This window comes from Sorangium aterium, from assembly GCF_028368935.1.
Lineage (GTDB): Bacteria > Myxococcota_A > Polyangia > Polyangiales > Polyangiaceae > Sorangium > Sorangium atrum.
On the sequence record NZ_JAQNDK010000004.1, the window covers coordinates 1,054,364 to 1,074,935 of the forward strand.

14 protein-coding genes are annotated in these 20,572 nt (G+C 71.8%); 10 read left to right on the plus strand and 4 right to left on the minus strand.

Annotation, left to right across the window (positions count from 1 at the left end; genetic code table 11):
• The first annotated feature begins 18 nt into the window (after nt 1–18).
• Nucleotides 19–1,137, plus strand: coding sequence for a receptor L domain-containing protein (locus POL72_RS35405; protein ID WP_272101220.1), 1,119 nt, complete (start codon nt 19–21; stop codon nt 1,135–1,137).
• A gap of 88 nt (nt 1,138–1,225) precedes the next feature.
• Here POL72_RS35405 and POL72_RS35410 read toward each other — a convergent pair whose 3' ends face one another.
• Nucleotides 1,226–2,854, minus strand: coding sequence for an N-acyl-D-amino-acid deacylase family protein (locus tag POL72_RS35410; RefSeq protein WP_272101221.1), 1,629 nt, complete (start codon nt 2,852–2,854; stop codon nt 1,226–1,228).
• Nucleotides 2,855–3,268: 414 nt separating this feature from the next.
• Here POL72_RS35410 and POL72_RS35415 point away from each other — a divergent pair, with 414 nt between their 5' ends.
• The 6 genes from POL72_RS35415 to POL72_RS35440 all read left to right on the plus strand — a co-directional run bounded on the left by POL72_RS35415 (nt 3,269) and on the right by POL72_RS35440 (nt 11,139).
• Complete coding sequence (locus tag POL72_RS35415; protein WP_272101222.1) at nt 3,269–4,345, plus strand: glycosyltransferase family 2 protein; 1,077 nt, start codon at nt 3,269–3,271, stop codon at nt 4,343–4,345.
• 88 nt (nt 4,346–4,433) lie between these two features.
• Nucleotides 4,434–5,072 (plus strand): methylthioribulose 1-phosphate dehydratase, encoded by a 639-nt coding sequence (locus POL72_RS35420; RefSeq protein ID WP_272101223.1) that lies wholly within the window; start codon nt 4,434–4,436, stop codon nt 5,070–5,072.
• Nucleotides 5,069–5,611: a 1,2-dihydroxy-3-keto-5-methylthiopentene dioxygenase gene (locus POL72_RS35425; protein ID WP_272101224.1), complete on the plus strand. Its 543-nt coding sequence runs from the start codon at nt 5,069–5,071 to the stop codon at nt 5,609–5,611. Before POL72_RS35420 ends, POL72_RS35425 begins: the two co-directional genes overlap by 4 nt.
• 2 nt (nt 5,612–5,613) lie before the next feature.
• Nucleotides 5,614–6,312 carry an acireductone synthase gene (mtnC, locus tag POL72_RS35430; RefSeq protein WP_272101225.1) on the plus strand — a complete coding sequence of 233 codons (699 nt, stop codon included), beginning with the start codon at nt 5,614–5,616 and terminating at the stop codon, nt 6,310–6,312.
• 55 nt (nt 6,313–6,367) lie between these two features.
• The gene (locus tag POL72_RS35435; RefSeq protein WP_272101226.1) at nt 6,368–10,270 is read left to right on the plus strand and encodes a serine/threonine-protein kinase; all 3,903 of its coding nucleotides are present in this window, start codon (nt 6,368–6,370) and stop codon (nt 10,268–10,270) included.
• 284 nt (nt 10,271–10,554) lie between these two features.
• The gene (locus POL72_RS35440) at nt 10,555–11,139 is read left to right on the plus strand and encodes an O-methyltransferase (protein ID WP_272101227.1); all 585 of its coding nucleotides are present in this window, start codon (nt 10,555–10,557) and stop codon (nt 11,137–11,139) included.
• Nucleotides 11,140–11,318: 179 nt separating this feature from the next.
• Here POL72_RS35440 and POL72_RS35445 read toward each other — a convergent pair whose 3' ends face one another.
• Together POL72_RS35445 and POL72_RS35450 are read right to left on the minus strand one after the other, a co-directional pair.
• Nucleotides 11,319–13,163 (minus strand): prolipoprotein diacylglyceryl transferase, encoded by a 1,845-nt coding sequence (locus POL72_RS35445; protein WP_272101228.1) that lies wholly within the window; start codon nt 13,161–13,163, stop codon nt 11,319–11,321.
• Complete coding sequence (locus POL72_RS35450) at nt 13,160–14,530, minus strand: flagellar biosynthesis protein FlhF (protein WP_272101229.1); 1,371 nt, start codon at nt 14,528–14,530, stop codon at nt 13,160–13,162. The genes POL72_RS35445 and POL72_RS35450 overlap by 4 nt, the downstream gene beginning before the upstream one ends.
• A 512-nt stretch (nt 14,531–15,042) precedes the next feature.
• Between POL72_RS35450 and POL72_RS35455 the strand changes: the two genes are divergently transcribed.
• Nucleotides 15,043–16,485: a DUF7453 family protein gene (locus tag POL72_RS35455; protein WP_272101230.1), complete on the plus strand. Its 1,443-nt coding sequence runs from the start codon at nt 15,043–15,045 to the stop codon at nt 16,483–16,485.
• Nucleotides 16,486–16,696: 211 nt separating this feature from the next.
• Here the strand turns inward: POL72_RS35455 and POL72_RS35460 are convergent, their stop codons facing one another.
• On the minus strand, nt 16,697–17,557 hold the full coding sequence (locus POL72_RS35460; RefSeq protein ID WP_272101231.1) for an NAD(P)H-binding protein: 861 nt from the start codon (nt 17,555–17,557) through the stop codon (nt 16,697–16,699).
• Nucleotides 17,558–17,730: 173 nt separating this feature from the next.
• On the opposite strand from POL72_RS35460, the gene POL72_RS35465 reads away from it, so the two are divergent.
• Together POL72_RS35465 and POL72_RS35470 are read left to right on the plus strand one after the other, a co-directional pair.
• Nucleotides 17,731–18,669 (plus strand): LysR family transcriptional regulator, encoded by a 939-nt coding sequence (locus POL72_RS35465; RefSeq protein ID WP_272101232.1) that lies wholly within the window; start codon nt 17,731–17,733, stop codon nt 18,667–18,669.
• A gap of 470 nt (nt 18,670–19,139) precedes the next feature.
• Nucleotides 19,140–20,174, plus strand: coding sequence for a DUF2278 family protein (locus tag POL72_RS35470; protein ID WP_272101233.1), 1,035 nt, complete (start codon nt 19,140–19,142; stop codon nt 20,172–20,174).
• The last annotated feature ends 398 nt before the right edge of the window (nt 20,175–20,572 follow it).

Sequence of the window (20,572 nt, forward strand, 5' to 3'; positions counted from 1 at the left end):
CCATTGGCTTGCGGGAGGGTGCTTGTTGACGATCCTGGCGTCGCGGACGACAGGGAAGGGGGAACCTCCTCCGAGGTCGACGGTTCCGTGGGGGCCGGGAACGAGGCGACAGGAGGACGTGGCGCGGGCGGAACCACGGGCAACGGCTCCGGCACGGGTGGCCTGTTCGGGTCGACCGGGGCGAGCGACGGCGGCGCGGGAACGAACGCGGGCGGCATGGATGCGGGCAGCACGAGCGGCGGGGCTCCGGATGGAACCGGCGGGAGCGCGGGGGCGCCCGCGGAGCTGGACTGCGCCACGGCGCGGCCGAGCTCGAGCTCGCTCGATTTGAAGTACCAGGTCGATGTCGACGACTTGCCGCTCATCTCGGAAATCCACGGGGACCTCGTGCTCAGCGAAGGGGTGAATCGGCTGCACCGCCTTGGCTGCCTGCGGCACGTCACGGGCACGGTCACCATCCGGTACACGCGTAACCTCCCCACGCTCGAGGGGCTCGAGCGGCTCGAGTCCATCGCGGCGGCCTTGACGATCCAGAACAACGATACGCTCGCGAGCATGACGGGGCTTCAAGGCCTGAAGACCGTGGATGGCCCATTGAACATCAGCTCGAACCTCCGCCTCGCCGACCTGGGCGGGCTCGAGAGCCTGACGGCGGCGCGCTCTGGAATCCAGATCGAGAACAACCCCGTCCTGGCGAGCCTCGCCGGGCTGCGCAACCTGACCGGCACGGGCGCCGTAACGCTCAAGTCCAACCCGGCTCTCAGGAACTTGCAGGGCCTCGAAGGCGTGAATCAGCTCGCCAACCTGCTCGTCTTCGGCAACGCGAAGCTCGAGAGCTTCGAGGGGCTCTCGGCGCTCGAGACGATCCACCAAGATCTCACCATCGGGAGCAACGCCGTGCTCACGTCCATCGATGGACTTTCTGCGCTCCGGGCGATCGATCAAAATCTCATGATCTCGAACAACCCGGAGCTCACCAGCATCGATGGACTTTCTTCGCTCGAGCGGATCCACTACGGTCTCGAGATCACGACGAACCCGAAGCTCCCCACCTGTGAGGCGGAGGAACTCCGTGTGCGGACCGGCGTTCCAGAAGCGTTCGTGATGGACAACGACGACTCGGCGACGTGTCTTTGACGACGGGGCTGTCCGCCCGCTTTCCAGGCGGCGGCGGGGCGGACGCCTCCCGGCAGATCACGGTCAGCGAAAGGCATGGCCGCCCCGCCTACCTGCGCAGGAGGCGCCCCTGCCGGGTCTTGCTGGTCAGCGCGCCGTCCTGCGCCACCACCTCGCCGGTGATCAGGACGGCGCGGATCCCCGACGGCGGCGCGTCGGCCCGCCGCGGCGTCGTGTTGTCCGCCACCGTGGCCGGATCGAACACGACGAGATCCGCCCAGTGCCCGGGCAAGATGCGCCCCACGTCGCGGAGGCCGATCCGCTCGGCGGGCAGCGACGTCATCCGGCGCACGGCCTCCTCGAGCCGGAACAGGCCGAGGTCGCGGCTGTAGTGACCTAACACCCGGGGAAACGTGCCGAACGACGCCGGGTTGTGCCGGCCGCGCCGGGTGAGGATCGCGTCGGTCTCGAACGCGCAGAGCGGGTGCGAGAGCACGGCCCGGAGCGGCTCGTCGTGCGCATCGACCCCCGAGTACGTGTTCAGGAGGACGCGCGCCCTGCCGTCGCTCACGCGGGCGACGTGCACATAGGCGTCGAACTCGCTCGCGCCGAGGCGCCCCGCGATCGCCTCGAAATCGAGCCCCTCGAGCTCCGCGAGCTCCGGCGCTCCGCCCCAGAGCAGCCGGATGTCGGCATAGGAGAGCCCGAGGAGCCGCCGGAACATCGCGAACTCCCGCCGGAGCCGGCGGAGGATGGCGGGGTCGTCGATGCGGGCGCGGAAGTCGTCGAGCACCCAGGCGGGGAAGAGGGCGTTCACCGTGGTGTTGCCGACCGTGTAGGGGAACGCGTCGAAGGCGGCGTCGACCCCTCTGTCCACGGCCCGCTCGATCGCCCGGAGCACCCACGGCACCGTGGGCCACGTCCGCCGGCCGATGAAGATCTGGTGCGAGAGCTGGATCTTCGCGCCGCTCTCCTCGGCCAGGCCGAGCAGCTCGCGGACCGAGCGGAGGTTGTGCGGCGGGCCGAGGAGAAGCGGCCTGTAGAACGGCGATATCCACGTGTAGGCCCGGCCGTGGACCGTGAACACGCCCCCTTCGTCGGCCACCGTCCGGAGCAGCGTCAGGAGCTCGTGCCTTCGCGCGAAGACCCCGGGCGTGTAGGCCAGCCCGGCCGAGAGCCCGAACGCGCCCTCGCGGATCGACGCGCGCGCGAGCGCGCAGAGCGCGTCCATCTGCTCCGAGCTCGGGGGAGCGGCGCTGTTGCCCATGACCGCCTGGCGGAGCGTGCCGTGGCCGACGAGGAGCGCCGCATTGACGAGCAGCCCGCCGGCCTCGAGGGCGGTCAGCAGCTCGCCCATCGAGCGCCACCGGTAGGCGAGCGCGCCGTCCTTCAGGATCTCCGCGGAGTGCTCCACCAGCGGAATCGACGCCTCGGTGACCGGGGCAGGGGAATGACCGCAATTGCCGGCCACCACGGTCGTGATGCCCTGGGCGACCATCGGCGCGAGGACGTCCTCGTGGTCGGGCAGCGCGAGGAGCCAGTCGATGTGCGAGTGAACGTCGATGAAGCCGGGCGCGACGGCGAGCCCGCTCGCGTCGAGCGTCCGCCCTCCCGCGAGCGCGCCTGGCCCGGCGATCGCGGCGACCCTGCCCTTCTGGATCCCCAGGTCCGCCATGTAGCGAGGCTGGCCGCTGCCATCGAGGATCGTTCCCCGCGAGATGACGAGATCGAAGTCCATCTGCACGCCTCCTCGAGAAGCTCTGTCACGGACCACGCGGAACCGTGGGAAGCCCACCGCATCGGGGCGTGGCCGTGCTGCGGAGCATGAGCTCCGCGCGGGCCGTGCGCTCCCCGATTCCTGGCTCGTTGGCCCTCGCGCCCCGGCGGACGCGCCGTTCGGCCGCTGCCCTGCCAGCACGAGGCCGAGCTCGTCTGTTCGCGTTGGCGTTCGCGTTCGCGTCGCGCGCCCCTCGCATGAGCCCGCCGGTGTGCAGCCCGAGCCCAGCGGCCTGCCCCGGCCGGGTCCAGGCCGCGTCGCGCAGTGCAGTTCGCTCCGGGCGACCCCGCGAGGTCGCCTGGCCCCGCGATTGTATCTGCTGCTGTCGCAGTCCTGCGTCGGGTCGACTCGACCCGCGAGAGACCGGGGGAGTCCATGGATCGAACAGCGAGCGCGCCTCGAGGCGGGCGTCTCTCTCTGCGCCCGCTCGCCGAGCGGCCGCGGTGCAGCATCGTCATTCCCTGTTACAACGAGGAGCGCTACATCGAGGACGTCCTCCGCTGCGCCCTCCAGCAGCGTTATCCTCCAGAGCTCCTCGAGATCTTCGTGGTCGACGGCGGCTCGACCGACAGGACACGGGAGCTCGCCGGCCGCGTCGCGGCCAAAGATCCACGGGTGACGCTCCTCCACAACCCCGACCGGATCCAGGCCGCGGCGATGAACATCGGCATTCGCCGGGCGCGAGGTGAGGTGATCGTCCGGATGGACGCCCACGCCGACTACGCGGGCGACTACGTGGCTGCGTCGGTCGCGGCGCTCCGGAGGACCGGCGCCCTCAACGCGGGCGGCGCGGCGCGGCCGCGCCACCGGAACGGCTTTCAGCGAGCGCTCTGCGTCGCGCTCTCGAGCCCTCTCGGCGTGGGCGGCTCGGCGTACCGGGACCCGTCGCGCGAGGGGTTCGTCGAGTCCGTGTTCAACGGGGCTTTCCGGCGCGAGGCGTTCGAGATCGCCGGCCTCTACGACCCGGCCGCCGTCACCAACGAGGACGCCGAGCTGAACCAGCGCATCATCGAGGCCGGCGGCGCGGTCTATCTGTCCCGGGAGATCGTCGCCTATTACTACCCGCGGTCGTCGTTCGCCGCGCTCGCCCGGCAGTATTTCGCGTATGGCAAGGGGCGCGCGCGCACGCTGCTGTGCCGCCGCAGGTTCCTGTCGCTCCGGCCGGCGCTGCCGTTCTGCATGGTGACGGCCTTCGCGCTGCTCGCGGTCGCGTCAGCGCTCCTGCCGGCGGTCCGCCCGGCGCTGGCGCTCGCCTCGCTCGCCTATGCCGCGCTCGTGATCGCGGAGTCGCTCCGGCTCGCGCGGCGCGCCTCGCCGCGCGATTTCCCCCTGCTCTGCGCCATCTTCCCCGCTGTGCACGCCGCGCACGGGCTCGGCTTCTGGGCCGGCCTGCTCCGCGGCGCGAGGGGCGGCGCCGGCCGGCGCGAGGCCGAGCGCCTTCCGGCGCCGTGAGCGCGAGCCGCGCAGCGTCCCGGGTTCAGCGGCTCGAACGGCGGCGCGGCGCGTTGATCACCCGCGTTCGCTTTGGTATGTTTGCGCCGTGAGCGTACGCGGGACGTCGTTTGCATCGTTCTCCTCGGTCGCGGCCGAGCTCATCGAGCTGTCCCGCTTTTGCCATGAGCGCGGCTGGACGCCGGCCACGAGTGGCAATTTCTCCGCGCGGCTCGGCGACGGCACCCTCGCGATCACGGCGTCCGGGCGGCCCAAGGGCACGCTCGGCGTGTCGGACATCGTGGTCGTCAATGCGGACGGCCGCCTGACCGGGCCCTCGGCGGCCCGCCCGTCGGCCGAGACGGCGCTGCACTGCCAGCTTTACCGGCACGACAGCGAGATCGGCGCCGTCGCGCACACCCATTCGCGGGCGGCGACGGTGCTGTCGCGGCGGTGCGCGCAAGAGGGGTACGTGACCCTCTCGGGCTACGAGGTGGCGAAGGCGCTCTCCGGGATGACGACGCACACCGCCACGGTGCTCCTCCCCGTGTTCGTCAACACGCAGGACATCCGGAAGCTGGCCGAGGACGTCGATGCGTTCATGTCGGCGCATCCGCCCGTGTACGGCTACCTCATCGCAGGTCACGGGCTGTACACGTGGGGATCGGACATCGCCAGCACCATCCGCCACATCGAGGCGATCGAGTTCATGCTGGACTGTGCGCTGCTGGAAGGAGGGTTATCATGAGCCGATTGCGGGTTTACCGGGAGAGCGACCCGACGAGGGCCGACGAATACACGACGCTCGAGGACATCGCCCGCGTCGCCGCCGGGGCGCAGATCCGCTTCGAGCGCTGGTCCGCCGAGCGCCCGCTGCCGCCGGGGACGGCGCAGGAGCAGGTGCTCGAGGCGTACGCGGGGCCGGTGAAGCGGCTCTCCGAGGCGTGCGGGTTCGTGACGGCGGATGTCGTGTCGGTGTCGCCGAGCACCCCCAACCACGCCGACCTCAGGCGCAAGTTCCTGGACGAGCACATCCACACCGAGGACGAGGCGCGCTTCTTCGTCGAGGGACGAGGGCTGTTCTGCATCCATCACGGCGAGCGCGTGCTCGCGTTCCTCGTCGAGAAGGGCGATCTCATCAGCGTACCGGCCGGGACGCGGCACTGGTTCGACATGGGGCCGGAGCCCTCGTTCACCTGCATCCGGTGGTTCTCCGACCCGAGGGGGTGGGTCGCCGAGCACACCGGGTCGGACATCGCGTCGCGCTTCCCGCGGCTCGAGGCGTGAGCGTGGCGGCGCTCCCTGCGCGCGCGGTGCTCGTCGACATCGAGGGGACGACGACGGACGTGCGCTTCGTGCACGACACGCTGTTCTCCGTGGCGCGCCGGGACATGGCCGCGTACGTCTCGGCGCACGCCGGGAGCCCGGAGGTCGAGGCAGCCCGGCGCGCGGTCGCGCGCGAGCGGGGCGAGAGCGAGCAGGCGGTGAGCGACGGCGAGCTCGCTGCGGCGCTGCTCGCGTGGATCGACCAGGATCGCAAGGAGACGACGCTGAAGGCGCTCCAGGGCAAGATCTGGCGCAGCGCCTACGAGTCGGGGGGGCTCCGGAGCCACGTCTACGCAGACGTGGCGCCGGCGCTGCGGAGATGGCGAGACCTCGGGGTGACGCTCGCCGTGTTCAGCTCCGGGTCCGTCGAGGCGCAGGAGCTCCTCTTCCGGCACACGACGGCCGGCGATCTCACCGGCCTGTTCACGGCGTTCTTCGATACGACGACCGGGCCGAAGCGAGAGGCGGGCGCTTACCAGCGGATCGCGGAGGCGCTCGGGCTGCAGCCGGGAGAGGTGCTGTTCCTGTCCGACATCGTGGCTGAGCTCGACGCGGCGGCGGCGGCGGGGATGCGCACGGCGCAGCTGCTCCGGCCGGGGACGGCGCGGGACGCGGAGAGCCGCCACGCCGTCGCGGAGCGCTTCGACGACATCGCGCCGTAGCTCGCCGCTCGTTCCGCTTGGCGCGTGAGTGAGCGCGGGGACATCCTTGGCGCGCATGCTCCACGGCAGACTGCTCGCCGACCGGTTCGAGGTGGTCGACCTCGCGGGAACGGGAGGAATGGGCACCGTCTACCGGACCGTGGATCGCGCGAGCGGCGATGTCGTCGCCGTGAAGCTGCTGGGCGATGTCGACGCCCAGGCAGCGGCGCGCTTCGGTCACGAGGCGCGGGCGCTCGCCACGCTCGATCACCCGCACGTCGTGCGTTACGTGACGCACGGGGTGGCGCCCACCGGGGAGCCTTACCTGGCGATGGAGTGGCTCTCCGGTGAGAGCCTCTCGGCCCGGCTGTCGCGGGGACCGCTGGACGTGGAGGAGAGCGTCGCGCTCGTGCGCGCGGTGGCGGACGCGCTCGGCGCGGCGCACGCGCGCGGGATCGTCCACCGCGACATCAAGCCGAGCAACCTGTTCCTTCCGGGCGGGGCCGCCGACCGGGTGAAGGTGCTCGACTTCGGCATCGCCCGGCTCTCGGGCGCCTCGGCGCGGCTGACGCGGACGGGGGCCCTCGTGGGCACCATCGGCTACATGGCCCCGGAGCAGGCCAGCGGGGAGCGCGCGCAGCTCGACGCGCGCGCGGACGTCTTCTCGCTCGGGTGCGTGCTCTTCGAGTGCCTGACGGGTCGTCCGGCGTTTCAAGGGCGGCACCTCATGACGATCCTGACCAAGCTCCTCCAGGAGGAGCCGCCGCGGGCGAGCGCGCTGCGGCCCGAGGTGCCGCAGGCGCTCGACGAGCTCGTGGCGCAGATGCTGGCCAAGCGCCCGGCGGAGCGCCCGGCCGACGGCGCGGCGGTGGTGCGCTGCCTCGACGCGCTCGGCGCCTCGACGGCGGGCGGCGCTCGCTCCAGCCTGGCCGCCGTCGAGCTCGTGACCGCCGCGGAGGTGTGGCTCTGCTCGATCGTGGCCGTCGGGCCGACGGACGTCAGCGCGCCGGCGTCGACGGCGATCGTGCCTGCCGATCGATCGCAGCGGAGCGCGGTCGCCGCCGTCCGGCACGAGACCTCGCCCCTGGGCGCGGCCGTACAGGAGCTGGCCAGCGGGGCGGTGGTGGCGATCCTGGCGGCCGGGGCGGGCGCGGGCAGCGCGACCGACCAGGCGGCGATCGCGGCCCGCTGTGCGCTGCGGATCCGCGCGTCGGTCCCCGGAGCCAACGTCGTGCTGGTGACGGGGCGCGGCGAGGCGACGGGACGATCGCTGCTCGGCGAGGTCCTGGACAGGGCGGCCGCGCTGCTCGACGACGCGGCCGCCCGGGGCCGCCCCGGCCATCTCCGCGTCGCGGTCGACGCCGTGACGCGGGCGCTGCTCGACGCGCGCTTCGAGGTCGCGGAGCAGGACGGCCTCTCCTGGGTGGAGGCGGAGCGCGAGGTCGCCGACGGCGCGCGCAGGCTGCTGGGCAAGCCGAGCCCCTATGTAGGGCGCGCTCGGGAGCTGCGCAGCCTGCTCGATCTCGTCGAGGAGAGCTTCACCGAGCGGCGCGCCGCCGTGGCGCTCGTGACCGCGGCCGCGGGGGTGGGCAAATCGCGCCTGCGTCACGAGCTCGTCCAGGCGCTGCGGCCGCGCCACCCCGAGCTCGTGCTGGGCGTCGGCAGCGGGGACTCCATCGGCGCGGGCTCCGCGTTCGCGATGCTCGCCGGGTCGCTCCGGGGCGCGCTCGGGATCGCGGCCGGCGAGGCCCCCGAGGCGCAGCGGGAGAAGCTCGCGCGGGCCGTGGGGCAGCTGTTCGCAGGGGAGCAGCAGCGGCGCGTGGCCTGCTTCCTCGGCGAGCTGCTCGGCGTTCCTCTCGCCGACGACGGGCCGATGCTGCGGGCCGCGCGGCAGGACCCGGCGCACATGGCCGACCGGATCCAGGAAGCCTACCTGGACTACGCGCGCGCCGTGACGAGCGCGCGGCCCATGCTCGTCGTCCTCGAAGATCTGCACTGGGGAGATGCGCCTTCGGTGAAAATTTTCGATCACACGCTGCGGGCGCTCTGCGAGCGCCCCTATGCGGTGCTCGCGTTCGCCAGGCCCGAGGTCCACGAGCTCTTCCCCCGGCTCTGGATCGAGCGAGGGCTCACGGCGATGCGGCTGCGCGAGCTGTCCGCGCGGGCCGCCGAGCAGCTCGTGCGCGGCGCCCTGGGCGCGTCGGTCGAGCCGGGGACGGTGGCGGCGATCGTGGAGCGGGCCGCGGGCAACGCCTTCTATCTGGAGGAGCTCGTCCGGGCCGTGGCGGAGGGGCGCGGCGGTGCGTTGCCGGAGACGGTGCTGGGCATGGTCGAGGCGCGCCTCGCGGCGCTCGAACCCGAGGTGCGGCGGCTGCTCCGGGCGGCGAGCGTCTTCGGGGACGTCTCGTGGATCGGCGGCGTGAGCGCGCTCGTCGGCGCGCGCACCCTGGCGTCGGGGGCGAGCGACGCGGACGCCTTGGCGGAGCTCTTCGATCGCGAGATCCTCGAGCGCCGCCCGAGCTCGCGCCTCGCGGGACAGGAGGAGATCGCGTTCCGTCACGCGCTCCTGCGGGAGGGGGCTTACGCGATGCTCACCGAGCGAGACCGGGCGGTCGGGCACAGGCTCGCCGGGGAGTGGCTGCTCTCGGCCGGCGAGCAGGACCCGATGGTGCTGGCCGAGCACTTCGCGCGGGGCGGGGATGGGCCGCGCGCGGGGGGGTTCTACCTGCGCGCCGCCACCCTGGCGCTCCACGGGGCGGACGTGCAGGCGGCGCTCGCGGCGGTGGAGAAGGGGATCGCCTGCGGGGCCGAGGGCGAGCCGCTGGCCGAGCTCCACCTGCTCCGGATGAACGCCTTCATCTGGACCGACGACGCCGCGCACGCCCACGCGAGCGCGCTCCAGGCGCTCGAGCTCGCCGCGCCCGGGAGCCTCCTTTCCTGGCGTGCCCTGAGCGGCGCGATGTACTGCGTCGCGCTCTGCGACGACCGGCGGGCCGTGGAGGTGCTGGTCCCGCGCCTCCTGGCCGAGGAGCTCCCCGTCGACGTCCTGAGCCCGGAGCTCGCGACCCGGATCGTCTTCAGCCTGCTCTGGGACGGGAGGACGGCGCTGGCGGAGCGGATCGTGCGCCGGCTCGAGCTCGTCATCGCGCCGGTCGTCGAGGGCGATCTCCATGCGGCCCTCTGGATCGAGTTCACCCGCGGCTTCTGGCGCTGCCATGCGGCGCGGGACCTGTGGGGAGCGCTCCAGGCGAACCTCGCCGCGGCGCGGCGCGCCGAGTCCCTCGGCAGCGGGCTGTTCGTCCCCTGGGCGTGGATGCTGGTGGCGATCGATTACACGAGGCTCGGCGACATGGCCGCCGCGGACGAGTGCCTCGATCGCGTGCTCGCGACCGAGGGCCTGCTCGACTACGTGTTCACGACCTCCGTGACGTGCCGGATCGTGTCGCTCCTCGAGCGGCGCAGGATCACCGAGGCGCTGGAGATGGCCGGCAGCCTGCTCCAGCACATGCTCGCGCGCGGTGATCGCAGCCGGAGCGTGATCCCGCGGCAGCTCCTCGCCGAGGGGCGGATGCTCCTCGGCGAGCTGGCCCTGGCGGAGGAGGAGCTCTGCGCGGCGGGGGATCCGGCGGCGATGGCGCCCTTCTCCGGGGCCGTGCATCTCTCGTTGTTCGCCGAGATCCGGCTGCGGCAAGGGCGGACGGAGGAGGCCTGCGCGATGGCCGGCGAGGCGCTCGCGCTCCAGCGGCAGGCCGGCACGGTCTTCCTGCTGCGGCAGGAGGTGATCCCTGCGCTGTACGCCGAGGCGCTGCACGCGAAGGGCGACGCGGAGGGCGCGCGCGCGGTCGTCCGCGAGGAGCGCGCGGCGCTGCTCGCCCGGGCGGCCAGGATCGAGGATCCTGCGTTCCGGAGGAGCTTTCTCGAGAACGTGTCCGCGAATGCCCGGACGCTCGCGCTCGCGCGCGCGTTGCTCGGGGAGTGAGCTCAGCGGGCTGCAGCGGAGCCAGCGGTGGAGGGCGTGCTGCGCGGGGGGGCGGCGGGGCTGTCCCACAAACTCGCGCCTTTTGGGGGGCTATTGCCTTGTACGCGGGAGGCGAGATCGGGGGGCGACCGGCTGCGCTGCGGGCCGGCGCTCGGGGTTTGTGGGGGCCTGCCCCGCCGCCCCCCCGCGCAGCACGCCCTCCACCGCTGGCTCTTTCCAGGGGGGCCGCCAGATCGAGGTGCTGTAGAGTGACGCGCGACTGGCCGCGTGAAGAAGGATGGCTGATGAAGGAGCTGGAGAATTTGAGACCGCCTGCGGTGCTCGAGGAGATCGAGCGGGCCACCGCGGAGATCGGGTTTACCATGGCCAGTGACAGGCAGACGGGCTCGATGCTGCGCACGCTCGCCGCCGCCAAGTCGGGCGCTTTCCTCGAGCTCGGGACGGGCACGGGCATTTCGACGTGCTGGATCCTCGATGGCATGAACGCCATTTCTACGCTCGTCTCCGTGGAGGACGACGAGAAGGTCCAGGCCGTGGCGCGCCGGCACCTCGGAGGCGACCCCCGCCTCACGCTCAAGAACATGGATGGCGAAGCGTTCTTGCGCTCGGTCCGGGGGCAGCAATTCGAGCTCGTTTTTGCCGATACATGGCCGGGCAAGTACTACGCCCTCGACGAGGCGCTGAGCCTGATCAAGCCCGGCGGGCTCTATGTCATCGACGACATGCTCCCTCAGCCCAACTGGCCTGATGACCACGCTCCCAAGGTGGCAGAGCTGATCGCCGCTCTCGAGCGACGCCAGGATCTCGTGCTGACCAAGCTCTGCTGGTCGTCAGGGCTCATCATCGCGACCAGGATCGGCAGCGCCTAGAGAACGGCCGCGCCCGCAAGGCGACGTGCCATGGGCGCCGACGACGAGCTCGGGCTCGCCGCCGCGCTCAACGAGAAGCTCAGGCGGCCGAAGGGCGGCTCGCGTTCAGCGTGGTGGCGGTCCCTCCGCTGAACGACGGGGCCCCCGCGAGGAGCTGCCGGCAGCTCCGGCGACGTCTGTCACAGCAATCCTGCGCCGGCCCAGAGCCCGGGCTCGTACGCCACGAGCGCGTCCACGTCGTCCGAGGCGAGCACGAGGAAGCTCAGCGGAGAGAAGCCGAGGAGCAGGTGCGAGGTGATCGGGAACTGGATCCCCCACCCGAAGCGAGCGCCGAAGGCGCCCACGCTCTCGAAATAGGGGGAGTCGAAGAAGATGCGGTGGTAGCCCGGCGTGATCCCGACCGACATCTCGACGTGCGACCCGACCCCCATCACGAGCCGGAGCGGCGCGCCCACCGCGAGCTGATTGACGTCGGTGGTCGAGACGGTCCGGAGCTCGACGCCGACCTCGAAGCGGCGCGTCTCGCTCAGGCGGAGGCGCGCGAGGACGTCGAGATCCACGGACATCCCGTCCTTCACCGCGAAGCGCCCCGGCACGAAGTAGCCGGAGATCCCGAGCGAGAGCGCCATCCTCCGCGCGTTGGCCTCCACCTGGTGACCCGTCGCGGGCTCCTTCGCGGCGGGGCCTGGCGGCGTATCCGGGGTGCGCCGCTCCGGCTGCGTGGCAGCCGCGGGCGAGGGAGGGGGGGACGCGGGGTATCCGCCCGTCGGCGGCGGGTAGGGGTAGGGCGGGGGGTAGCCGCCTGCGGGCGGCGGGTAAGGGTAGGGCGCGGGGTAGCCGCCCGCGGGCGGCGGCGGGTAGGGGTAGGGCGCGGGGTAACCGCCTGAGGGCGGCGGGTAAGGGTAGGGCGCGGGGTAACCGCCTGAGGGCGGCGGGTAAGGGTAGGGCGCGGGGTAGCCGCCCGAGGGCGGCGGGTAGGGGTAGGGCGCGGGGGGCCCGCCAGGAGGCGGCGCGTACGGGTGGGGTGTCGGAGCCGGCGACGGCCTCTGAGCAGGCGCTGGGGCCGGTGCTGAGCTCGCCGCCGCGGGCTTCGCCGCCTCGGGCTTTGCTGGCGCGGGCGGCGCGGGGCGAGCCGGCTGGGCCTCGGCCTCGCCCGCGGCGAGGCTCAGGAAGGCGAGCGCCACCAGCGCGGGCGCCACGGCGGCGGCGCGCCGCGCTCGCAGCGCGCGGCGCGCCAGCACGGCGGCCGCCGCGAGCCCCAGCAGGAGCGCCAGCGAGACGAGCTGGCCAGTGCTGAGCCCCCCGTACACGCCGCGCCCGGCGTCCCCTCGGAGGAGCTCGATGAAGAACCGGCCCGCCGCGTAGAGCGCGAGCCATGTCCCGAACGCGCGCCCGTCCCGGTGCCCCCGGACGAGCCAGAGGGCGGCGATCGCGCTCGCCATCGCCCCGAGCGCCGCCTCGTAGAGCTGCGTGGGGTGCACGGGCAGGCTCGGCGCGCCCAGGGGCACCCAGCCGGCCGCCGCGTGGTCCGCCGCCGCGGGGCTGCCGGCGGGGAACCGGACGCCCAGCGCGCCCCCGGTGACGCGGCCGTAGTCGCACCCCGCGAGGAAGCACCCGGTGCGCACGCAGGCGTAGGTGATCCCGAGCCCGGGCACGAGCCGGTCGAGGAACGGGAGCACGGCCGCGCCGCTCCGGTAGAGGACCAGGCCGGCCACGGCGACGCCGGCGATGAGGCCCCCGTAGGCGGCGCGGCCGGCGTGGAGCATCGGACCCCACGAGCCCCCCGCGAGCGCCTCGGGCGCGGCGCGCAGCGCCTCGAAGACGTAGCCGCCCAGGAGCGCCGCGACGTAGCCCGAGAGGAGCGCGCGGCCCTCCACGGTCCCATCCCCCCGATCCCGGCGCACGAGCCAGAAGAACGCCGCCGCCCCGAGGAGCCCCGCGGCGGCGACCATCACCGCGTAGGTCGGCGCGAGCCACGGCGGCAGGCCGTGGCGCTCGAGCCAGAGCATCACCGCCCGGTTCACGGCCGCCTCCGGATGTGCAGCAGCATGTAACCCGCGGGCAGGAGCAGCCAGAACGCGGCGCCGAGCGGCACGGGCGCGCCCGGGTGGCCTCCTCCGGGATCGCGCCGGCCGGCGCTCAGCTTGCAGCTCGAGTTGCTGCCGGTGGATGGATCGCCGTCCTTGCAGTTCTGGTTGCAGTCGCGGCAGTTCTGGTTGCAGTCGTGGCAGTTCTGGTTGCAATCGCTGCAGTTCTGGTTGCAACCCGCGGCGTCCTCGTTGCAGCCGTCGCAGCCGCCACCGCAGCTGCCGCAGCCGTCGCCGCCCGACGTGCCGCTCGGCGCGCTCGGGGTGACGGCCGGGACCGTCGGGCTGCCGTACTGGAGGCAGCGGTCGAGCACGGCCATGCAGCCCGCGTCCCCGGCGAACGCCGTCGCGCCGTCGCGCCCCGCGATCGGCAGCGCGGCGCACGCGCCGCTGCCCGCGGAGAGGACGCACTCCTTGACCCCGTCGATGCTCAGCAGCGCGAGGACGCAGAGCGCCTCGGCGTTCAGCGCCCCGGCGTTGACCCAGGAACACTCCGCCTGGGCGTCCGCGAACGTCGGGTCGGTGCGGTCGTGCTCGCATTGCCCGGCCACGGCGCAGGTGCACAGGTCCCGCACCTCGGCGGCGCACTCCGCGACGGACGAGGGGAGGTGATAGGGGTTGATGCGCACGGATCGCGGCTCGCTCCGGGGCCACGCGGGCATCGCGGCGCCACCCGAGGGGGCGGGGAGCGCGGGCGCGTCCCTGGGCGAGAGGGCGCTCAGCGCGACGAGCCACGCGGCGTTGACGTACACCGTGTGATCCTGGGCGATGACGCCCGCGGGCAGGCCGGTGACGCGGACGAGGGCCTGAGCGTCCGCGCGCCGCGCGAGCTCCGCCAGGATCTCGCCCGCCCGGCCGCCGAGCGCCGCGTCCTCCAGCGGAGCGGTCTCCGGCGACGCCGCCTGCCCCGCGAGGGCCGGCGCGGGTCGATCGAGCGGCCCCTCGGGCCCGCGCGCTGCCGCGACGGGCGTGACCGAGCGGAGCACGAACCCGTCCTCGGACGGCTCGAGCGCGCCGAGGACGACCGCGTCCTTCCCCAGCTCGTCCCGCGCCGCGTCCGCGCTGCGGACCAGCGCGGGGAGGCTCGCGATCTCCGCGCCGTCGATCGCCGTCTCGTCCCCCTGCTCGCCGTGCGCCTCCTCCAGCCGCACCGCCACGTCGTGCAGGACCTCTTCCGGCAAGGCGGCGAGGACCTCCGGCGCGGCGCTCAGCGCGTCGCGCAGCGGCAGGTCGTCGTACGGCGGTGTCTCCGCGCCGCACGCGCCGAGCGCCGGGAGCGCCAGCAGCGCGACAGCGCGGAGCATTGCTCTCTCGATGAAGGCCTTTGTTCGCATGCCCCTCCCTCGAACCCCATCAGGCGCGCGAAGCCCGACACGGTGCGCGCTGCTCGACCGAGCAAGCGCGCATCAGGCAGGCGAGGCGCCTGGGACGACAGTACCAAAAGATCCCCCCGCGAAGATCGCCGTGATCCAGGGGGGAGCGATGGATCCCTGTGTGCGAGCCGGCGCTCGGTGTAGCCGCCATGGCGTCCATCCCGCAGGAAGGGGGCTCTCCGCGCTCGACCCGCCGACGCGAACGGCCGCGCTCGGCCCGCCGGTCCCTTCACCGCGCGGGCGTAACGTCGCCTGGAACACGGTCGCGCGCTCGGTCACGTCATGGGCAAAGCACGCGTTCGGTCGAGACACTGGCATACGTCGCGTCAGCATTTCGAGAACGGATAGACCTCGCCTTGATTGGCGGCGTTCACCCATCCATACTCCCGCGCCTTCTCGATTTGCGCCTTGTTCGTGCAAATCCGGGTTCGACGGAGGTGTCTATGCGGACGAATCGATTCGCGGTGCCGGCGCTGTGCTCTGCGCTCGTCGCGGCCGCCTGCGGGACCGGTGTGGATCCGGAGGCCCTCGCCGTGGCACAGCAGGATGCGCTGACGTACTCCTCCTTGGCGCGCGAAGCCGAGGAGTATGTCTTCACGGCGCTTGCGTTCCTCGATACCCCGACCCCGGGGGAAGGGACGTTCGTCAACGATTTCGAGGTCGGCGGGCTCAACGACTTTGGTGACACCGCGTTCGGCGCCGACGTCAGCACCGGCGGCGAGGGGGTCTTCCTCAGGCATCGCGGGCGCATCCTGGAGCTGGGGCGGACGGGAGGGGACGCGCCGGGCGGAGGGACGTTCAGTGTCCCCTTCTTCGGACCGGTCGACCTCAACGATCGAGCGGACATGGTCTTCAACTATCCGCTGGAGCCCTTCACCCTGCCGTACGGCGTCAACGCCGGCGCGTACCGGTACTCGCACGCGACCCGCAGCGTGACAGCGGTCGTGAGGCCCGGCGTGACGCCGGCGCCAGGCGGCGGGAAATTCCAGGGCGTCTTCTTTGCGCCGACCATCAACAACCGCGGTCAACATGTGTTCGCCGGCCTCGTGAAGACGGCGAAAGGCTTTCACGCAGAGGGCCAGCCCTACGGCGGCCTCGGCATCGGGGCGTATGTGGCCCGCCCCGACGGCGACATCGACCCCGTGGTGGTTCCCGGCGACGCCGCGCCCGGCGGCGGGAGGTTCGACTACATCGTCGAGCCGTGGATCAACGATCGCGGCGACGTGTCCTTCATCGGCCACATCGCCGGCGAGCCCGGCCCGGTCCCGGGGTTTCCAGAGCAGTCGGTGCTGATCAACGCTCTGGGCAGCCTGTACGTCAAGCGGGCGTCTGGACGGGTGCGTTCCATCGTCCACGCGGGTGACCCCGCGCCGGGCGGAGGCGCGTTCCGGCAGGTCTTCCACGACGTGATGAACCGGTGGGGCGACATTGCCTTCAACGGCGATCTCACGCCGTTCCCGGGGGCCAACGAGGACATCGGCGTGTTCGTCTACCTCGACGGCAGGGTCGAAGCCGTCGCTCGGCCTGGCGACCCGATGCCGGGCGGTGGGACCCTCATCAACGCCAGCCTCATCGGCGGCAACATTCACATCAACGATCGTCGAGAGGTGGTCTTCAGCGCTCATGTCCACGACGACGATCTCCCCCTCGTCACCGGCCTGTACCGCTGGTCGCGCGGCCGGCTGAGCGTGGTTGCCCGGACGGGGACGGTCATCCCCGGGATCGGCACGGTGGATCAGCTCGACTCGCCGCAGATCGTCATCCCGCCTCCGCCGCACTTCTCGCCGGCGGCCGCAGCGGTCAACAACAACCTGGGGCAGGTCGCCTTTCAGGCGCTGCTCACCGACCGCCGTGGCGTCATGCTGCTCGCGTCGCCGTACCCCTGACCCGCGTCCGGTGATCGAGCGCGCAGCTGCCCAACCAGGCAAACCGGTGGGCAGCATCACGCTTTACTCCGTGATCGTCGGGCTCGCGATCGCGGGGGTCGGGTACCTCGCTGGGGCGATTCGCCATCGACACCTCTCGCTGATGAGCGCCTTCATCACGATCATGGGTGCTGGAGCCGGCCTGTGCCTCGCGCGAGGTGCGCCCCGTGCCTCAGCGTGACAGGCGCGCCGTCAGGTAGTGGCGCATGGACGTCGGCGCCCGGCCGAGCAGGCGCTCCAGGGTCGGATCCACCGCGGCGAACTCGCGCTCCCGGCTCGCTGCGAACATGCCCAGGAGCAGGTCAGCCCGTTGCTCGGGGACGCCGTGAGACACCATGTCTTCTCTGAACGCTCGATCGCTGACGGTCACCCGCGTGATCGGGCGCCCGAGGAGCTCCGAGGCGATCGCCGCGATGTCGGCGAGGTCGAGGGCCGCGGAGGCGGTGAGCGGCGGTGTCAGCCCGTCGAGGCGCGCCTCGTCGGTCAGCGCGATCGCCGCCGCGTCGGCCAGGTCGCCGTGCTCTGTCCACGAGACCGGGCCGTCTTCTGGCGCGACGAGCTTGCCCGTCGTGAGCGCCCGCTCGAGGAGCATCTGCGCGGACGCCGCATAGAACCCGTTGCGAAGCGAGGTGAACGCGACCCCCGACCTTTGCAGCAAGGCCTCGGTGGCCGCGTGATCGCGCATGGGCTCGAAGCGGGACGCCGGGCCCGAGCCCATGTGGCTCGTGTAGAGGACGCGGCGGGCGCCTGCGGCGCGCGCCGCTTCGATCGCGGCTTCATGGTGGCGCACCGCGGCCTCGCCCGCGCTGTTGATGGAGACGATCAGGACGCGCGAGGCGCCCTCGAATGCGTGGCGCAGGCTCGCGCCGTCGTCGAAGGCCCCCCGGCGCACGCGGACGCCGCGCTCGGCGAGCGCGCTGGCCTGCTCCGGGTCGCGCACGCTGACGCCGAGCCGAGCGGCGGGCACGCGCTGAAGGAGCCGCTCCATGATGGCTCGGCCGAGGTGACCGTTGGCTCCAGTGACGATGATCATGACAATCTCCTCCTGCGTTCGGCGCAGCGACCCTGCGCGGTCATCCCGGGGATCACGCGGGCGCGGCGCTCCCTGCTCCGCGTGGCCCGGTGACGACGGGCTTCTTCACGTCGTCGAGCCTAGCGCCGGCCACCGGAGCGCATTAGTGTGCCTGGAGGGAAGGGACTGTTGCCGTGGACGCACGAATCGATCTGGACCTGAACGACGCCGCGCTCCTCGTGCGGGTCGTCCGGACGCGCAGCTTCTCGGCCGCCGCCCGCGAGCGCGGCGTGCCGGTCTCCACGGTGAGCCGGCGCATCGCGCGGCTCGAGTCCGCGCTCGGTGTCCGGCTCCTCGAGCGAACCACGCGGCGGCTGGAGCTGACCGAGGCCGGGCGCGCGTACTTCGGCCACGCCGAGCGGGCGATCGACGATCTCACGAGAGGCACGCATCACGTCCGCGAGCTCCAGAGTGAGCCGCGAGGCCGCGTGCGGATCGTGGCGCCGATCGCCCTCGGCGCCGCGGTGGCGCGCGTCGTCTGCACCTATCTCGCGAAGCACCCTCACGTGTCGGTCGACCTCGAGATCGATTCGCGGCGGGTCGACCTCCTCGCCGGGGGCTTCGATATCGCGATCGTCCCGGGCCACGTGGACGACACGACCGACTTCGTGGCGCGAGAGCTCTGGCGGGCGACGCGGAAGCTGCTGTATGCGAGCCCGCTTTACCTCGAGGCGCGGGGCGTTCCCCACCGGATCGAAGACCTCGCGCGTCACGATTGCATCGCGGTGCACGCGACCGACGGAATGGCCACGTGGACGCTCGGGCAGGGGCGCCGGAGGCGGCGTGTCACCTTCGAGCCCCGCTTCTATGTGAGCGAGTCCTCCGCCGCCTACCGCGCGACGCTCGCGGGCGTCGGTATCGCGATGCTTCCGGAGGTGTTCTGCGCGGAGGACGTGGCCGCGAAGCGTCTCGTCCGCGTCCTCAAGGGCTACGAGGCCGAGGCCGGAGGTGTCAGTCTCCTCTATCGCGCGCACCGCGCCCTGACGGCCGCCGTCCGGACCTGCATCGACCACCTCCTCGGGGAGCTGCCGGCGACCGACCCGGCGCGCGCCGGCCGCAGCCGCCGCGAGTAGGTAGTCTTAGCGCAGAAATGACGGCCCCGGCGAGATCCGTCGCGGTCGAAATCGACCCGGTGATTGCACACCGCTCGAAGCGCGCCTGGCTCAGCGCGACCGAATCGATGATGAATTTGATGTGCCTGTAAGGAGCATGCGCCTCGGCTTGGCATTGGCCGCTCAAGAGACGATGGGGTTCCGGCGCCGGCTCCCTGGATTTCCGCTAGCTTCCGCGAACAAACCGTTGCGTGACAGGGCGGCGAACTTTCCGAGTCCCCGGGCAGTTCAGCCTTGACTTCAAAAAAAAGACGGCTTCACATGGTGTAGAACGCGCTATCGCGCGCTCCATTCAACACCCGTCGGTCACCGGCCCCAAGGGGGAGCGCACGCCGGATGACCCATCACCATTCGAAGCAGTGAAGTGGGGTTTTGATACTATCTCACAGGCGGGCACCGGCCGTGCTCAGCCGATGAATGCCGGAGGCAACATGCCGCTGAAGAGCTATGGCGTATTGAAGGGTACAGTCATCGATCGGCGCCTCGCGTCGGGAGCGAACCCGCACTATCAGATCCACGTCGTGGACGACACGATCGACTATCGCATCGCGGTGAACGTGCAGTCGCAGGACGGCTCTCAGGTCGAATACGTCGTCAAGTCACACTTCGCGCACCCGCTGCTTCAGGAGATCCACGAGCTGACGCGGGGCTTCCATCGGCTGGAGAGCAAGCCGGGTGGGCTCGGGCTCGACTTCATCCGGGGCAACCTCGTGGATCGGACGGAGTTCGTCCCGCTGCCCTTCTCCGCCCCAGGCCCTGACAACGACCTCAACGAGAAGCTCGATCACTACGTGCAGCGGGCGATGGCCGACGAGACGGCGCTCCTGTACGCCTTCGGGGAGCGCTGGGGCCCGGAGAGCGGGACCAAGGACAAGATCTTCGGCTTCCTGCCCGGAAACGGCATCCACGATATCCACATGAACCAGGGCAACGACGCCCGCTTCAAGAAGGACGATGGTGTCTGGCAGGACGGCGGCCTCCTCATCCACTTCCCGCGTGGGGACCAGTGGGTCGCGATCTTCATGAAATTTCAGACGCAGGCGTGGCACACCGATGACCAGACAGGGCATACGCTCGACATCCCTGTATCCGGACCGCCGTCCGATGTGACCGGTGGAGGCGGTGGACTCCCCACGGTAGAGCAGCCCGACGGGATCGTGCGGATCGTCGCCGCCCTCGTGAACGACACGCGCACACCCGAACGGGAGACCGTTACACTGTTGAATACGTCGAACCGGCAGATCAACCTCGGTGGCTGGTCGCTGGCCGACAAGGCCAAATCGAAGATGGCGCTCACCGGAGAGCTTCAGCCCGGTGGGCTGACGACGGTCGTCGTCCAGGCTCCGGTGGTCCTCTCCAACAAGGGCGGGATCATCACGCTGCTCAACGCGGAAGGGCTGAAGGTCGACGGCGTGTCCTACACCAAGCAGCAAGTGAGCAATCCAGGCTGGACGATCGTGTTTTGAGGCCAGTCCAGGGCGGGGGACAGCTGCCATGATGGCCCGCGTGGGCCCCCGCGGGAGCTCCCGGAGCACGGAGGAGGCGCTGCCCCCTCCGCGCCGGTGCGCCTGAGACACCGGGCCCCGATCGACGTCCCGCCGCCGTCCCGACCCTTCACTCCACAGGCTGCGGGAGCGCGTCCTTCCGTGCGGTCCTTCGCACGTGGCGAGCGTTAACGAGACTGTCACCCAGCGGTCATTGAATGGAAGCAGCGGCGCGCAGAGGGCGCACCGTTCAAGCGTCCTTCCGCCGCCTCGCCTCTCCGGTGCCATTGACATTCCGAGCAGCTCATCGAAGCCCTTGCTCCGGGCGTGCATGGATGCGAAAACTCGCTCGCCCCGATTCAACATGGCTGGTTGCGCGC

Coding starts and splice junctions, on each gene's coding strand:
- POL72_RS35435 (WP_272101226.1), top strand. CDS start 6,368: ATGCTCCACGGCAGACTGCTCGCCGACCGGTTCGAGGTGGTCGACCTC.
- POL72_RS35450 (WP_272101229.1), bottom strand. CDS start 14,530: ATGCTCCGCGCTGTCGCGCTGCTGGCGCTCCCGGCGCTCGGCGCGTGC.
- POL72_RS35425 (WP_272101224.1), top strand. CDS start 5,069: ATGAGCCGATTGCGGGTTTACCGGGAGAGCGACCCGACGAGGGCCGAC.
- POL72_RS35410 (WP_272101221.1), bottom strand. CDS start 2,854: ATGGACTTCGATCTCGTCATCTCGCGGGGAACGATCCTCGATGGCAGC.
- POL72_RS35440 (WP_272101227.1), top strand. CDS start 10,555: ATGAAGGAGCTGGAGAATTTGAGACCGCCTGCGGTGCTCGAGGAGATC.
- POL72_RS35460 (WP_272101231.1), bottom strand. CDS start 17,557: ATGATCATCGTCACTGGAGCCAACGGTCACCTCGGCCGAGCCATCATG.
- POL72_RS35415 (WP_272101222.1), top strand. CDS start 3,269: ATGGATCGAACAGCGAGCGCGCCTCGAGGCGGGCGTCTCTCTCTGCGC.
- POL72_RS35455 (WP_272101230.1), top strand. CDS start 15,043: ATGCGGACGAATCGATTCGCGGTGCCGGCGCTGTGCTCTGCGCTCGTC.
- POL72_RS35470 (WP_272101233.1), top strand. CDS start 19,140: ATGCCGCTGAAGAGCTATGGCGTATTGAAGGGTACAGTCATCGATCGG.